Below are 16,117 nucleotides of genomic sequence, written 5' to 3'. Positions count from 1 at the left end.
ACTATTTTTTAGATGCAGAATAAATTGTTGCGACACCAAAAGTTTGAGGCATTGCCACAACATCTATAAACCCAGTTTTTCTTAAAATATTGTTTAAGGCCTCTCCATAAGGAAAAGCAGCAGCCGATTCAGACAAATATCCATAAGCGTCATTATCTTTAGAAAACAATTTTCCGATTAATGGAAGTATGTTTTTGCTGTAGAAATTGTAGCCTTGTTTATAAGGGAATTTATCTGGGACAGAAGTTTCTAATATAACAAATACACCATTTGGTTTTAAAACTCTTAAAATTTCTGCAAAACCTTTTTCTAGGTTTTCAAAATTTCTTACGCCAAAACCAACTGTGATCGCATCGAAATAATTGTCTTCAAACGGCATGTTTTCAGAATCGCCTAAAACTAGTTCAATGACATTTGAAAGTTTCTTTTCTTCAACTTTCTTTTTTCCCACTTCCAGCATTCCTGCAGAAATATCCAGACCAATAATTTTTTCGGCATTAGTTTGTGCAAGCAAAATAGCCAAGTCGCCAGTTCCAGTTGCGATATCAAGAATAACTTTTGGTTTTTTGTCTGATACTATTTTTAATACTTTTTTACGCCATTTAACATCGATTCCAAAAGAAATTACACGATTCAAATTGTCGTAATTCCCGGAAATGGTATCAAACATTTGGGTTACTTGCTCTTTTTTACCTAAAGAAGAGTCTTTATACGGAGTTATTTTTTCAGACATTTTTTTTATTTAGGCAAATATAAACAATCTAGTTTAACTGTAATTGAGTTTTTTAATTGTAAAATAAATGTTTTGGAAGATTTATTTTAAAACTGATTATAGAGGTTTTTTGCCATCCCTAAATCTTGGTATTTTGCCAAAATCCCTAAATCTTGGTATTGTCTAATAGCGCTATTATGAGCAACTTTGTTCAAGTAAAAATGATTAAAGTTTTAATGATTGATACTGTCGCTATGACTTAAACAGATGATTACTTTTTTTGTGCTGGTAATTCATTTGTTCATGAAAGAGTTTTGTAAGTATTGTTCTTGGGGGGAAATACTATATTTAAGCGCAAAGTACGTTCTTAGGATTAAATTTGTTTTTGGAAATTTTAATTTTCTGCCTTTAATATCTTAGTGGTATTTGTTATTAGAGGCGTTTGAGACTTAGGTCTCAAATAACATTAAATGTTATTCAGTTTTACAGATGTTTCTCGACATTTGTGATTTTTTTAAACAAAAATTTTTTCTTGAGCGAGTCAAGCTTCAAAAATCAATTATTTAAAAACATCCTCCCTAAAAAGAGGATGTTTTTTATTTATTTTCTAATGTAAGTTTCGTAAGTATAATCATAAAGGTGTTTTTCATCTTTATAATTTTCTTCAGATTCTACTAAAACCCATTCGCTTTTATTGATTTTAGGAAAAAAAGCATCTGCATCAAAAGAATGATGGACTTTGGTCAATTCAATAATATCAGTAAACGGAAGAGCAAGATTGTAAATTTCGCCACCGCCTATAACATAACTGTCATCGTTTTCAGGACACAGGGCGATTGCTTTTTCGATGCTATCTACTACAATGCATCCTTCTGGTTTATAATTTTCTTGACGAGAAATTACAATATGAACACGGTCTGGTAGCGGTTTGGGAAAACTTTCAAAGGTTTTTCTTCCCATAATGATATGATGACCAGTAGTAAGCGATTTAAATCTTTTAAAATCATTTGGCAAATGCCATACTAATTCGTTGTTTTTTCCAAGCGCATTATTTTCGGCCGCAGCCGCTATCATTATAATCATGGTATGCTTAACTAAATTTTATTTTCATTCTCTTCGTTGATAGAAGATTCAAGTTGACTGATTCTTTTTTGCTGTAAAGCAACTAATCGGTCGATTTGTTCTCTTTCCCATTTCTTATTCATAAAACGGTCGGTTATGTACACTTTTATAAAATGAAGAATAAAAAGGAAAAGCCAGATGGTAATACCCCAGATGCACCAATTTTGGGTTGCACCTTGTCCAAATCCAAAAAATCTATTGGCAATAAATAAAAATAAGCTTCCAAGCAGGAAAAGTACAAAATGAAAATATAAGACCTTTTTTTGTCTTAATCGGCGTCTAGCATATTCGTATTGTTCGTGCACTTCTTTTTCCATAAGATAAAAATGAGATTATAAAGTTAAAATTTATTTTCGAAAGACAATATTTTGGGTATAGAATATTTGCTTTTTAATGACTCAATAATTTGAAAAACAAAATTTTAACTGCTTTAAATTACCAATAAAGCGAAAAAAATATGCTGTTTTTGGCATTATCATAAATCGGTTCTGACGGTAGTTAGTGTTTCGTTGAATTTAACTAATTTTAGGTGTATAAATCTAAAAACGAAATAGTTATGTCTTTGAAAAAACAATTTATCAAAACGAAGCCGGTTGTTAAAGTTACATTTTCAATAGATGCCAAAGATGCTGATTCGGCAGCCGTGGTTGGAGATTTTAATAACTGGAATGCCTCAGAAGGAACTTTAAGTAAGTTGAAAAATGGAACGTTTAAAGCAACTTACGATTTGGTGAAAGATGCGATTTACGAATTTAAGTATGTAATCGACGGAACTTATGTTAATGATCCTGAAGCCGATTTTTACAAATGGAATGACTATGCCGGGAGTGAAAATGGAGTTTTAGTTGTATAAAAAAATCCGCTTAAATTTTTAAGCGGATTTTTTTATTTTTATACAGCAACACTTCCTTTAATGGCAGGATGCGGATCGTAATCTACAAGTGTGAAATCATTATAATCAAAATCAAAAATGTTTTTAATATCTGGATTTAAAATCATTTTTGGTAATGGTCTTGGTTCACGCGTTAATTGCAGTTCCAATTGCTCAAAATGATTGTTGTAAATATGTGCGTCACCAAAAGTATGTATAAATTCACCTGGTTCTAAGTCGCATACTTGTGCAATCATCATAGTCAGCAATGCGTAAGAAGCAATGTTAAAAGGAACTCCTAAAAAGATATCGGCACTTCGCTGATATAATTGGCATGAAAGTTTTCCTTTTGTTTCACCTTTTTCAGGATCCGGACTTGCTACGTAAAATTGAAAAAATGCGTGGCAAGGAGGCAATGCTGCTTTATTATTGGCTACATTTTCTTCAAAAGATTTTTTAGTGTCTGGCAGAACCGAAGGATTCCACGCAGAAACCAGCATTCTTCGACTATTTGGGTTTGTTTTTAATTCGGTGATTAATTCAGAAATTTGATCAATTTCTTCGCTGTTCCAATTGCGCCACTGGTGTCCGTATACAGGACCCAAATCACCATTAGAATCTGCCCATTCATCCCAAATTTTCACTCCGTTTTCCTGAAGGTATTTGATATTTGTATCGCCTTTTAAAAACCAAAGCAATTCGTAAATGATGGATTTTAAATGTAGTTTTTTGGTCGTAACCATTGGGAAACCTTCACTTAAATCAAAACGCATTTGATAGCCAAAAACGCTTTTAGTTCCTGTTCCGGTACGGTCTCCTTTTTGATTGCCGTTTTCTAAAACGTGTTTTACTAAATCTAAGTATTGTTTCATGATTGTTTATTCGGTTATTCGTTTAACTGTTTAATCGATTTAACGAATAAACAAATCAACGATTGAACATATTTTTTATCTTCTAGAGATTTCGTCTCTAATTTTTGCTGCTTTTTCGTAATCTTCCTGAGAAACGGCTTGGTCTAAAAGCTCGTTTAATTCTTGTAAAGAATGTTTTGCGTAAACGTCTCCAGATTGGTTGCTTTCTTCTTCATGTCCGAAAGTTTCTGGGTTTGAAAGAACATCATCAATTTCTTGAGCGCCAGAATCTGTTTCGGCAGTATTCGATTTTAAATAAATTCCAGCTTTATCTAAAATGTTTTTATAAGTAAAAATAGGAGCGTTGAAACGAAGCGCCAAAGCGATAGCGTCAGAAGTTCGTGCATCGATAATTTCTTCGATTTTATCTCTTTCGCAGATCAAACTTGAATAAAAAACACCGTCGACTAATTTATGAATGATAACTTGTTTTACCACGATATCAAATCTTTCGGCAAAATTTTTAAATAAATCGTGTGTTAACGGGCGTGGCGGTTTTATTTCTTTCTCTAAAGCAATAGCGATTGACTGGGCTTCAAAAGCGCCAATGACAATAGGTAATTTTCTTTCGCCGTCGACTTCATTCAAAATTAAGGCATAAGCGCCATTTTGAGTTTGACTGTATGAAATTCCTTTTATGGATAATTTTACTAGACTCATATATATTTGTAAAAAAGGCACTTAGCACCTTATTTTAATACTATTTTGGGTTGGAAAATAAAGCTGCAATTTTAATCAAAAAATATGGAACAAAAAAGCTGCCTATAAACAAAGATACAACATCTTGTTTTTAGGCAGCAATATTTTTAAAGAGAATTCTTTGTATTAAGAATGCTGAGCTTTAAAAGCTTTTAATTTCTCTGTTAATTGTGGTACAATTTCAAAAGCATCTCCAACAACACCATAGTCAGCAACTTTAAAGAAAGGAGCTTCAGGGTCGTTGTTGATTACTACTTTTACTTTAGAAGAGTTAATACCAGCAATGTGCTGAATAGCTCCAGAAATACCAATAGCGATATATAAGTTTGTTGCAACGGGTTTTCCTGTTTGTCCAACGTGCTCGCTGTGAGGTCTCCATCCTAAATCTGAAACTGGTTTAGAACAAGCCGTTGCAGCGCCAAGAACAGCAGCAAGATTTTCTACTAATCCCCAATTTTCTGGGCCTTTTAATCCGCGTCCGCCAGAAACTACGATATCTGCATCAGCGATAGAAACTTTTCCAGAAACTTTTTCTACGGATTCTACTTTTACTCCAAAGTCATTGTCACCAACAGTTGGGGTGAAATCTTCTGCAGCGGCAGCTCCTGCACTTTCAAAAAGTCCGTAAGAGTTTTTAGCTAAACCAAGAACTTTTACATCTGTATCGATTTGTGTAATGTTGAAAGCTTTGTTTGAAAAAGCGTTTCTTTTTACTTGAAATGGAGAAGTGCTAACTGGCAATCCAACTACATTTGAAGCAAAACCAGCATTTAAAGCCACAGCAACTAGCGGTGAAAGATAAATGCTATCTGTTGTAGAAGAAAGCAAAACTACTTTTGTTCCTTCTTTTTCAGCAGCTTGTTTAATTACATCAGCGTAAGCTTTTGCATTAAAACCAGCTAATTTATCATTGCTTACTTTTAAAACTTTATCAACTCCGTATTTGCCTAACTCGCTTACATCGCTGATGTTTACTGTTAAAGCAGTAACAGTTGTTCCTAATGATTCGGCTACTTTCTTAGCATAAGAAGCTAATTCGAAAGCCACTTTTTTAAATTTTCCTTCTGCAGATTCTGCATATATTAATATTGACATGATTTTTTTGTTTTGAGGTTTAAAGTTGAAGGTTTCAAGTTTTGCAAACTGAAAACTGCGACTGAAAACTAATTATTAGATTACTTTCGCTTCGTTGTGTAATAAATTGATTAATTCATCTAAATTATCTGCAGAAACTAATTTCACTGCTGATTTTGGAGCTGGTTTTTCAAATTTCACCGCTTTTGTATTTACAGCTGCATCAACTGGCTCAAGAATAGTAAGCGCTTTTGTTCTTGCAGTCATAATTCCTCTCATGTTCGGGATACGTAAATCTTTCTCTTCAACAAGACCTTTTTGACCTCCAATAATTAAAGGAAGAGTAGTGCTCACGGTTTCTTTTCCACCGTCGATTTCACGAACTGCTTTTACATTGTTTCCGTCAACAGTTAAAGCTGTACAAGAGTTTAGGAAGTTGTATCCTAAGATTCCAGCAATCATTCCAGGGACCATTCCACCGTTATAATCTAAAGATTCTTTACCAGCAATTACAAGATCGTAACCACCGTTTTTAATTACTTCTGCCAATTGTTTTGCTACGAAGAAACCATCTGTAGGATTTGCGTTAACGCGAATAGCTTCGTTTGCTCCAATAGCCAATGCTTTACGTAAAGTTGGTTCAGTATCAGGACCTCCGACATTTACAACTGTTACATTAGCACCTTGTTGTTCTTGAAACCATATAGCGCGTGTAAGACCAAATTCGTCGTTAGGATTAATGACATATTGTACACCATTAGTGTCAAATTCTGAGTCACCGTTGGTAAAGTTAATTTTTGAAGTAGTATCAGGCACATGGCTGATGCAAACTAGTATTTTCATAAGTATATATTTTGAATTTATAATATGCTTTTACAAATTTAGAATTTAATTTGGAATAATTATACTATGCATGCATAATATTTTTTAAAACTATTACGATTTCGCAGATTGTTCAGTTTTGGATGATTTTCATCGGAATCTAAAAATAAAATAATATTCATTTTGTCTGATTGTTAGGAATTTTGCAATAACCGATAGCTGGAAAGCAAATTAAATTTGTCTGAGAAATACTAATTTTTGATTTTTTACGTTAGGATGAATGAATTTTGAAGAAACAAGAATTAAACAAATAGATAGAAGTTTGTCTGAAAAATATTTTAGAAAGAATTAAGTGTTGATAATACGTTATTATATCGATTTCGTAATTATCACAATAAAGTTTAAAAAGTTAAAACCTGAGAACAGATAGAAGTTCATGCGATTTTAAATTCAATTTTTGCTTTTAAGTTATTTAAAATATTTATTTTTGCTCTTCAGAAAATTCAACATACAATATAAAATATGAGAACAATACAATTTAGAGAGGCCATTTGTGAAGCAATGAGCGAAGAAATGCGTCGCGATGAATCCATATATTTAATGGGAGAAGAGGTTGCAGAATACAATGGAGCTTACAAAGCTTCTAAAGGAATGCTAGCTGAGTTTGGTGAAAAAAGAGTAATTGATACTCCGATTGCTGAGCTTGGATTTTCAGGAATTGCAGTAGGTTCTGCAATGAATGGAAACCGTCCTATTGTAGAATATATGACATTCAACTTCTGTTTAGTTGGTATTGATCAAATTATTAATAATGCTGCTAAAATGCGTCAAATGACAGGAGGACAATTTAATGTGCCTATCGTTTTCCGCGGACCAACAGCTTCTGCTGGTCAATTAGGAGCTACTCACTCTCAAGCTTTAGAAAACTGGTTTGCTAATACTCCAGGTCTTAAAGTTGTGGTTCCTTCAACTCCTTATGATGCAAAAGGACTTTTAAAATCAGCTATCCGTGATAACGATCCAGTTATTTTCATGGAATCTGAGCAGATGTACGGAGACAAAGGTGAAGTGCCAGATGGAGAATATACAATTCCTCTAGGTGTTGCCGATGTTAAACGTGAAGGAACAGATGTAACAATTGTTTCTTTTGGAAAAATCATCAAAGAAGCTTTTATCGCTGCTGATGAATTAGCAAAAGAAGGAATCTCTTGTGAGATTATCGATTTAAGAACAGTTCGTCCAATGGACAAAGACGCCATCTTAAAATCGGTTAAAAAAACAAACCGTTTAGTAATTCTTGAGGAAGCTTGGCCAGTTGCCAGCCTTTCTTCTGAGATTTCTTATATCGTTCAAGAGCAAGCTTTTGACTTCCTTGATGCGCCAATTCAACGTATTACAACTGCTGATACTCCTGCACCTTATTCTCCAGTATTGTTAAAAGACTGGTTGCCAAATGCAGGTGATGTAGTAAAAGCAGTTAAAAAAGTATTATACAAATAATACAAATACAAAATACTCATAAAACTTCATCAGGCAGAATGGATTGGTGAAGTTTTTTTTTACTTTATAATGAACAAATTAACTCTACTTCTCTTATATATTGTATTTGCATTTGCGAATGTTGTTACTGCACAAACTAAGGTGAGTGGAGTTGTTTTGGACAAATCCAACCAGCCAATACCTTTTGCTAATGTAGTTTTTAAAGGTTCTAATATTGGAATCGTTTCTAATGAAGACGGCCGTTTTTATTTAGAATCGCCAAATACTTATACCGCACTTATAGTTACTTCGGCAGGATTTTCGGATAAAGAAGTTCCTTTAGAAAAAGCAGTCAATTACAATTTTAAAATTGTTTTGGGCGAAGCTGAAGCATTGAATGAAGTTGTAATTTACACTGGGAAAACTTCCAAAAAAAATAATCCAGCATTGGATATTTTGAGAAAAATATGGGAAAGAAAACGTAAAAACGGATTATACCTATTTAATCAATATCAAATGCAGAAGTACGAAAAAGTAGAATTTGACATGAACACTATTGATAGTGCATTCATGAAAAACAAGCTTTTTAAAGGAATGGAGTTTATCTTTAATCACGTTGATACTTCTGACGTTACAGGGAAAACCTATTTGCCGATCTTCATCAACGAATCGGTTTATGATGTTTATGGAGATAATAAATTAAAGAAAGTAAAAGAAAATCTTACGGGAAATAAAATGTCTGGTTTTAACGGAAATCAGCAGATTTTATCTTTTGTAAAAGACCTTTATTCTGATTACAATATTTACGACAACCACCTAAAGTTTTTTGATAAAAGTTTCACAAGTCCGTTGTCAAGAACAGGAATTGATGTTTACAATTACGTTCTAAAAGACAGTGCTTATATCGATAAAAAATGGTGTTACAATATTGTTTTTTACCCAAGACGTAAAAACGAATTGACGTTTAAAGGAGATTTTTGGGTAAATGATACCACTTTTGCCATCAAAAAAATTAATATGGGTGTAACTAAAAGTGCCAATATTAACTGGGTAAAAGATATTTACATCGAACAGGAATTTGAAGTAGAAAATGATTCTGTTTTCCTTTTGACGCGTGATTATATGATGTCTGATTTTGCTTTAAACAAAAAAGAAAAATCAAAAGGAGTTTATGGTAAAAGAACAACTTTATACCGCAATCATAAATTCAATATTCAGAAGCCAGAGAAATTCTATAAAGAAGAAGTCAATTTTATTGATAATGCCGTTTACGAACGACCGCCAGAATTCTGGGAGGAAAATCGTTTCGAAAAACTAAATAAAGACGAACAGGGAATTTATAAAATGCTTGATACATTGCAAACTGTCAAGCGATTTAAACAATTATATAACCTTGTCTCCATTTTAGGAAGCGGTTATATTGAATTTAAGAATTTCGATTACGGACCTATATTTTCAACTTTTGGATATAATGAAGTCGAAGGTATAAGGCTAAGAGTGGGTGGAAGAACCTATTTCGGTCCAAACGATCCTTGGCGTATTCAAGCTTACACGGCTTACGGATTTGATGATAATAAATTCAAATACGGCGTTTCTGGAAAATGGATGCTTGACAAGAAAAATAGATTAATAATTTCTGGGGGAAATAGGCGTGACATTGAGCAGATTGGAGCGAGTTTAACCACAACAAACGACGTTCTAGGACGAAGTTTCGCCTCTTCAGCTCTGTTTACGACGGGAAGCAATGGAAAACTGACCAATATTAATCTAAGTAACATTTCTATAGAAATGGAGCCTAAAAAGAATTTTATTGTCTCAGCAGGGCTTTCGTATCGAACATTAGAATCGGCTTCCAAAACATTTAGTTTAGATTATTACACTACTTTGCCAACTCCTGAAAATCCTGCCGGTGTTGTGGAAAGTATGGTAAAACAGTCAGAAGCCAATATTCAGTTTGAGTTTATGCCAAACAGAAAAACCATTGGTTATGGAGTAGAAAGAGATTTAGTAGATAGTCCCTACAGTCATTTCTTTGTCAATTTCAGTTATGGATTGAAAGGTGTTTTTGACAGTGATTTTGCTTACGAAAAAATTCAGGTTTTCTACAGACAGCCCATTATTATTGGACCTTTAGGAAGAACAAATATTACAGTTGAAACAGGAAAAACATTCGGAACAATTCCGTTAGGTTTAATGAGTGTAATTCCGGGTAACCAGACTTATTTTACGATTGAGAATACATTCAGTAACTTAAATTTCTACGAGTTCGTTACCGATCAATATACAACCCTGCAGTGGAATCATGATTTTGGAGGTAGATTATTTGCTAGAATTCCATTCATGAGAAAGCTGAACTGGAGAGAATTTATAGGAATTAGAGCGGTTCATGGAACTATTTCTGATGCCAACCGCGCTATTAATGCTTCGGGATTGCCATACAATGCTCCTGAAAAAGTATACTGGGAATATAATGCAGGAATTGGAAATATCTTTAAAGTTTTCCGTCTTGATTTCTCTTGGAGAGGAAATTACCTAGATATGCCAGATGCACATAAATTTGCAATTAAAGGATCATTTGGATTTTATTTCTAGTTTTAAAAAGTTACAAAGGTTCAAAGTTACAGAGTTACAGAGTCGCAGAGGTTTAAAATCTTTGCGACTTTTTTGTTTCACGCAGATTTTGCAGATCGAGCAGATTTTTTATCCGCTTAATCTGCAAAATCTGCGAGAGAAAGAAAACTCAGCAACTTGGCGTTTTCGCGAGATTATTTTTTACTTATTTTTGAGATTAGACATAAAAGAATCATCATGCAAGAAGCCATTGACTTTCTAACCAATAAAAATCCAATATTTCTACAAATTATTGAAAAATATGGATTACCGCCAATTCCGAGACGCCCGCCTGGATTTGAAACTTTGGTTTTATTAATTCTCGAGCAGCAGGTTTCTATAGATTCGGCGAAAGCCACGTTCTTAAAAATTAAAGCTTTTACAACTTGTAATCCTGAAAATATGGTTCTTCTTTCTGACGAAGAATTTAGAAGCCTTGGAGTAAGCCGTCAGAAAACAAAGTACATTAAGATTTTAGCAGAAGCAGTTTTAAGTAAAGAATTGGATATTGAAAGTTTAGCTTCAAAATCTGCAAAACAAGTTCGCGAAGAGCTTATTAAATTAAAAGGAATCGGAAACTGGACAATAGATATTTATTTAATGTTCTGTCTTGAAGAACCCGATTTAATTCCATTAGGCGATATAGCTGTCATAAATACAATTAAAGAATTATTAAATATCCATGACAAACAAGAAATGGAAATTCATGCAGAACAATGGAGCCCGTTTCGTTCTTATGCAACCTATTTGCTCTGGCATTATTACTTAAAAAAAAGAAATAGAACAATTAGCTATTAAATGCTTGTTTTTTAAACTCTAATGAAGATAATTTAACCTTGTTTTTTATTGTAAAACTAGATTCTTTAGTTATTTTTGCAACCGAAATTATAGAAACAATAAAAAACAAAAATGACCGCAGACAAATTAACGACTTTCGATGTATTGATCGAAATACCAAGAGGAAGCAGAAATAAATACGAGTACGATTTTGAAATTAAAAGAATGCGTTTCGACAGAATGTTATTCTCTTCTATGATGTACCCAGCAGATTACGGATTTATTCCAGAAACTTTAGCTTTAGATGGTGATCCTCTTGATGTATTAGTTTTGGTAAACGAACCAACTTTCCCTGGATGTGTAATGGAGGTTAAACCAATTGGTGTTTTCCACATGGCAGATGACAAAGGACCAGACGAAAAAATTATTTGTGTACCAGTTTCAGATCCAATCTGGAATTCATTAAACGATCTTTCTGATATTAATCCACACTTATTAAAAGAAATCGAGCACTTTTTCCAAGTTTACAAAGATCTTGAAAACAAAAAAGTAGATGTTGAAGGATGGGGAGACGTAAAAGAAGCTTACGACATCATCGCAGAGTGCACAAAACGTTTTGATGACATTGAAAATAAACCGGCTGGATTATTTAGCATTAAATAATTTTAACCTTATTCTATTATAAAAAAAGCAATACTGCCGTCAGGAGTATTGCTTTTTTGTTTAAATTCGTTCAGTTAGATTGTTGACTATTAACCAAAACCAATAAAATATTATGAATGCATTTATGATTTACCTGCCAATTATAATGGCAGTTTTAGGATTACTTTTCATGGGAATAAAAAGGACTTGGGTTTTAAAACAAGACGCTGGAGACGGTAAGATGAAAGAGATTTCAGATTACATCTACGAAGGAGCCTTAGCCTTCCTAAAAGCCGAATACAAACTATTAAGCATCTTTGTAATCATTGCCAGTTTAGCTTTGGCAGGAATTACTTTTATTCCGGGAGTAAAAACACATTTGTTAATCGTAATAGCATTTATTTTTGGTGCATTTTTCTCTGCTTTAGCAGGAAATATGGGAATGAAAATAGCAACCAAAACAAACGTTAGAACTACTCAGGCAGCTCGTACGAGCCTTCCGCAAGCATTAAAAGTTTCTTTTGGCGGGGGAACTGTAATGGGGTTAGGTGTAGCGGGTTTAGCTGTTTTAGGTTTAACATCCTTTTTTATCATTTTCTTTCATTTGTTTTCTGGAGGAGTTTGGAAAGACACCGATACTATGACGGTTGTTCTAGAAACTCTTGCAGGATTTTCACTTGGAGCTGAATCTATTGCTTTATTTGCTAGAGTCGGTGGTGGAATCTACACAAAAGCAGCCGATGTTGGAGCCGATTTAGTGGGTAAAGTTGAAGCGGGAATTCCGGAAGATGATCCTCGTAACCCAGCAACAATTGCAGATAATGTGGGAGATAACGTAGGTGACGTTGCAGGTATGGGAGCCGATTTATTTGGATCTTATGTTGCCACTGTTCTAGCGGCAATGGTTCTAGGAAACTATGTGATAAAAGATATGGGCGGAAGTATTAATGATGCTTTCGGCGGAATTGGACCAATTTTGCTTCCAATGGCAATTGCCGGTTTCGGAATTTTATTTTCGATTATCGGAACAACATTAGTAAAAATATCAGATGACAATGCTAAAGAAGCACAAGTGCAGAAAGCATTAAATATAGGAAACTGGGTTTCTATTGTTTTAACAGCTGTAGCTTGCTTCTTTTTGGTACAGCACATGTTGCCAGAAACTATGCAAATGACTTTCTTTGGAGAAGGTTCTAAAGCTATTTCGTCAATGCGTGTTTTCTACGCCACTTTAGTCGGATTAGTAGTTGGCGGAGCTATTTCATCAGTAACAGAATATTATACAGGATTAGGAACAAAACCAGTATTGGCTATAGTTCAAAAATCATCTACAGGTGCAGGGACAAACGTAATTGCAGGTTTGGCAACCGGAATGATTTCTACTTTTCCAACCGTATTGTTATTTGCCATCGCAATTTGGATTTCGTATGTTCTAGCAGGATTTTATGGAGTTGCCTTAGCTGCTTCAGCAATGATGGCTACAACGGCTATGCAATTGGCAATCGATGCTTTCGGACCAATTTCTGATAATGCTGGAGGAATCGCTGAAATGAGCGAATTGCCAAAAGAAGTTCGTACTAGAACCGATATTTTAGATTCAGTTGGAAATACAACAGCAGCAACAGGAAAAGGATTTGCTATTGCTTCCGCAGCTTTAACTTCATTGGCCTTATTTGCAGCTTATGTAACCTTCACAGGAATCGACGGAATTAATATATTTAAAGCACCGGTTTTAGCGATGTTATTTGTCGGTGGAATGATTCCGGTAGTTTTCTCAGCTTTAGCAATGAATTCTGTTGGAAAAGCAGCAATGGATATGGTGTACGAAGTTCGTCGCCAGTTTAAAGAAATTGCTGGAATTATGGAAGGGACAGGAAAGCCAGAATATGGAAAATGTGTTGAAATTTCTACAAAAGCCGCTTTACGTGAGATGATGCTTCCAGGAGTTTTAACGATTGGTTTTCCGATTGCAATTGTTCTAATTGGAAAATTAGTTTATTCAGATAACAATCAATTAATTGCTGAAATGTTAGGAGGATATATGGCTGGAGTTACCGTTTCTGGAGTACTTTGGGCTGTTTTCCAAAACAATGCCGGTGGCGCTTGGGATAATGCTAAAAAATCTTTTGAGGCAGGAGTTATGATTAATGGCGAAATGACTTATAAAGGTTCTGATGCACATAAAGCCGCGGTAACTGGAGATACAGTTGGAGATCCGTTTAAGGATACTTCTGGGCCATCAATGAATATTTTAATCAAATTAACTTGTTTGATTGGATTGGTAATTGCCCCAATTTTGGGTGAAGGCCATGCTCCGTCAGATATTGCTGGAAAAGCGTCTTGCTGTGCTAAAACTGAAATGCATGCAGGAATGTCTAAATGCGGCGATATGTCTGGAATGACAAAAGAAGAATGTATTAAAATGTGTAAAGAAAAAGGTTGTTCTGAAGAAGAAACAGCTAAATGTTTAGCTCATTTTGATGCAAACGGAAAATACTCTCATTCAGAAAGTCAATCAGTTCGTGTTGAGGTTAAAAATATCAATGGAAAAACTACTGGAACTGTTACCAAAACAGTGGACGGAAAAACTACAACTGAAGTTTTTGAAGGTACTGAGGAAGAAGTTTTAGCAAAAGTAGAAGCTGCGAAATAAGTAGGATCTATCCTAACAGGTTTCCAAAACCTGTGAGGTATTTAGTTGAAATTGAAAGTAAAAATACTCTAAAGTAAAAAAACGCCTAACAGGTTTTGGAAACCTGTGTTAGGATAATAAAAGCAAAAGTCTCTAAAATTCATTTAGAGGCTTTTTTATTTCGTATAAATTTGTAAATTCGTTTTTTAAAACAATCCGTTCAATTCAGCATCAATTCTACTAATGATATCTCCTAGATCTTCGGGATTGTCAACAAAATTGATATTGTCCACATCAATAATTAAAAGTTTTCCTTTAGTATAAGTCTGAATCCAAGCTTCATATCTTTCATTCAAACGGCTTAAATAATCGATAGAAATAGAGTTTTCGTATTCGCGCCCTCGTTTGTGAATCTGTCCAACTAAATTCGGAATAGAACTTCTTAAATAAATCAATAAATCTGGAGCTTTAACCAGCGATTCCATCAATTCGAACAAAGACGTATAATTTTCAAAATCACGGCTTGTCATTAATCCCATTGCATATAAGTTGGGTGCGAAAATATGCGCATCTTCATAAATCGTTCTGTCTTGAATGATTTTTTTTCCGCTTTCGCGAATTTGCTGCACTTGACGGAAACGGCTGTTTAGGAAATAAATCTGAAGGTTAAACGACCAGCGCTCCATCTGATGGTAGAAATCATCCAAATACGGATTATCAACTACATCTTCATAATGAGGTTCCCATTTGAAATGTTTTGCCAATAATTTGGTCAAAGTTGTTTTTCCTGCGCCTATGTTTCCTGCTATTGCTATGTGCATTACGGTGTTACGATTTTATAATTTGATATATCTGTAGCTGTAAAAATAGATAAAATTTGGTCTTTGTAATAAAAATTGTCAAAGGTTTTTTCTAAAATTTTAATCTCAGAAAGTACTTCAGGATTTAATTTGTTGAACCCTTTAAAATACAATAAATTATCCTTGCTAAAAAGATATTGTGAAGTATTAACTATTGCGATTCTATCAAAATCAGCAATCTTTCCCAATGATGTTATCTTTCCGAAAATGTCGCAAGCGTAAAAATTGTTTTTCTTGTCAATCCAATAGAAAGTATTAAAATCAGTTTGATAATATTGTATTGGTTCTGTAAGTGGAATTGAAACTGTTTTGTACTCATTTTTTAAATAATCGAAAAGACCAATTTGCTGGTTTAAAGTATTGTAAATCCATAGCTGATTTTGTGTGGACATTCCAATGGCACTCACCACAATTGGAGTGGCATTCTGCGAAAAATTAATTTCGGTCATTTTATTTAATTGATTGTCCAATAAAACAACGCTATTGAAATCTTCATAAAACAAAACAATCTTTAGCGGATTCTGAAGATCGACTTTTGTGATTTTTCCCAAGGAAACATTCTTATATTCAAAGATTTCTTTTCCTTTAATCTTGCTAAAAACATTATTCTTTATCTGGTATGAATAACCAAACGCATCGTATCCTAAAAAAGTATCTGAGGTATTTTTATACTGCGAAATCAAGGTTGGATTTATACTCCATTCCTGAGCAGAAAGCGCCTGAAAAGTGCAGAAAAGAAATACAGCAAATAAAATTTTTTGCACTATTTTAAGCATGAGAAATTATTTTACAAGAGTACCAAATTACAAAAACTCTTCTTATAAATTTTAATTTTATGCCTTAAACCTTTTTGAAATCTAATAGTCTAAAAAATAAGCGGTTCTGTCTATGTCTTAATACCGTTTA

Annotated in this window: 15 protein-coding genes; 6 read left to right on the top strand and 9 right to left on the bottom strand. The window is 33.9% G+C overall.

Annotated features, from left to right (window positions below; all coding sequences use genetic code 11):
• Window position 1: 1 nt before the first annotated feature.
• From ubiE to BLP44_RS00920, 3 genes are all read right to left on the bottom strand, one after another.
• Window positions 2–733, bottom strand: coding sequence for a bifunctional demethylmenaquinone methyltransferase/2-methoxy-6-polyprenyl-1,4-benzoquinol methylase UbiE (ubiE, locus tag BLP44_RS00930; protein WP_008466549.1), 732 nt, complete (start codon window positions 731–733; stop codon window positions 2–4).
• 579 nt (window positions 734–1,312) lie between these two features.
• Window positions 1,313–1,795: a dihydrofolate reductase gene (locus BLP44_RS00925; RefSeq protein ID WP_066032910.1), complete on the bottom strand. Its 483-nt coding sequence runs from the start codon at window positions 1,793–1,795 to the stop codon at window positions 1,313–1,315.
• Window positions 1,796–1,806: 11 nt separating this feature from the next.
• Window positions 1,807–2,151, bottom strand: coding sequence for a 2TM domain-containing protein (locus tag BLP44_RS00920; protein WP_008466553.1), 345 nt, complete (start codon window positions 2,149–2,151; stop codon window positions 1,807–1,809).
• A 239-nt stretch (window positions 2,152–2,390) separates the two neighbouring features.
• Between BLP44_RS00920 and BLP44_RS00915 the strand changes: the two genes are divergently transcribed.
• Entirely contained in the window at window positions 2,391–2,687 is a 297-nt protein-coding gene (locus BLP44_RS00915) for an isoamylase early set domain-containing protein (RefSeq protein ID WP_008466554.1), read from the top strand.
• Between the two features lie 38 nt (window positions 2,688–2,725).
• Here the strand turns inward: BLP44_RS00915 and BLP44_RS00910 are convergent, their stop codons facing one another.
• The 4 genes from BLP44_RS00910 to BLP44_RS00895 all read right to left on the bottom strand — a co-directional run bounded on the left by BLP44_RS00910 (window position 2,726) and on the right by BLP44_RS00895 (window position 6,232).
• A complete protein-coding gene (locus BLP44_RS00910) occupies window positions 2,726–3,577 on the bottom strand; it encodes a thymidylate synthase (protein WP_091128338.1) in 852 nt (283 codons plus the stop codon).
• Window positions 3,578–3,652: 75 nt separating this feature from the next.
• On the bottom strand, window positions 3,653–4,276 hold the full coding sequence (locus tag BLP44_RS00905; protein ID WP_008466556.1) for a bifunctional nuclease family protein: 624 nt from the start codon (window positions 4,274–4,276) through the stop codon (window positions 3,653–3,655).
• A gap of 165 nt (window positions 4,277–4,441) precedes the next feature.
• Complete coding sequence (locus BLP44_RS00900; RefSeq protein ID WP_091128333.1) at window positions 4,442–5,410, bottom strand: electron transfer flavoprotein subunit alpha/FixB family protein; 969 nt, start codon at window positions 5,408–5,410, stop codon at window positions 4,442–4,444.
• Between the two features lie 75 nt (window positions 5,411–5,485).
• Window positions 5,486–6,232 (bottom strand): electron transfer flavoprotein subunit beta/FixA family protein, encoded by a 747-nt coding sequence (locus tag BLP44_RS00895; RefSeq protein WP_008466558.1) that lies wholly within the window; start codon window positions 6,230–6,232, stop codon window positions 5,486–5,488.
• 501 nt (window positions 6,233–6,733) lie between these two features.
• On the opposite strand from BLP44_RS00895, the gene BLP44_RS00890 reads away from it, so the two are divergent.
• The 5 genes from BLP44_RS00890 to BLP44_RS00865 all read left to right on the top strand — a co-directional run bounded on the left by BLP44_RS00890 (window position 6,734) and on the right by BLP44_RS00865 (window position 14,372).
• Window positions 6,734–7,711: a pyruvate dehydrogenase complex E1 component subunit beta gene (locus BLP44_RS00890; protein ID WP_008466560.1), complete on the top strand. Its 978-nt coding sequence runs from the start codon at window positions 6,734–6,736 to the stop codon at window positions 7,709–7,711.
• Between the two features lie 69 nt (window positions 7,712–7,780).
• Window positions 7,781–10,282: a DUF5686 and carboxypeptidase-like regulatory domain-containing protein gene (locus BLP44_RS00885; protein WP_008466561.1), complete on the top strand. Its 2,502-nt coding sequence runs from the start codon at window positions 7,781–7,783 to the stop codon at window positions 10,280–10,282.
• A 216-nt stretch (window positions 10,283–10,498) separates the two neighbouring features.
• Window positions 10,499–11,098, top strand: coding sequence for a DNA-3-methyladenine glycosylase family protein (locus tag BLP44_RS00875; RefSeq protein WP_091128325.1), 600 nt, complete (start codon window positions 10,499–10,501; stop codon window positions 11,096–11,098).
• 111 nt (window positions 11,099–11,209) lie between these two features.
• A complete protein-coding gene (locus BLP44_RS00870) occupies window positions 11,210–11,740 on the top strand; it encodes an inorganic diphosphatase (protein ID WP_008466564.1) in 531 nt (176 codons plus the stop codon).
• Between the two features lie 112 nt (window positions 11,741–11,852).
• Window positions 11,853–14,372, top strand: coding sequence for a sodium-translocating pyrophosphatase (locus tag BLP44_RS00865; protein ID WP_091128321.1), 2,520 nt, complete (start codon window positions 11,853–11,855; stop codon window positions 14,370–14,372).
• A 185-nt stretch (window positions 14,373–14,557) separates the two neighbouring features.
• On the opposite strand, the gene BLP44_RS00860 is transcribed toward BLP44_RS00865, so the two are convergent.
• Window positions 14,558–15,172, bottom strand: coding sequence for a deoxynucleoside kinase (locus BLP44_RS00860; protein WP_008466572.1), 615 nt, complete (start codon window positions 15,170–15,172; stop codon window positions 14,558–14,560).
• A complete protein-coding gene (locus BLP44_RS00855) occupies window positions 15,172–15,987 on the bottom strand; it encodes a hypothetical protein (protein WP_008466573.1) in 816 nt (271 codons plus the stop codon). Before BLP44_RS00855 ends, BLP44_RS00860 begins: the two co-directional genes overlap by 1 nt.
• Window positions 15,988–16,117 lie beyond the last annotated feature (130 nt).

This window comes from Flavobacterium anhuiense, from assembly GCF_900101855.1.
Classification (GTDB): domain Bacteria; phylum Bacteroidota; class Bacteroidia; order Flavobacteriales; family Flavobacteriaceae; genus Flavobacterium; species Flavobacterium anhuiense.
Note: the sequence above shows the minus strand (reverse complement) of the source record. Positions and strands in the feature narration are given on the sequence as shown.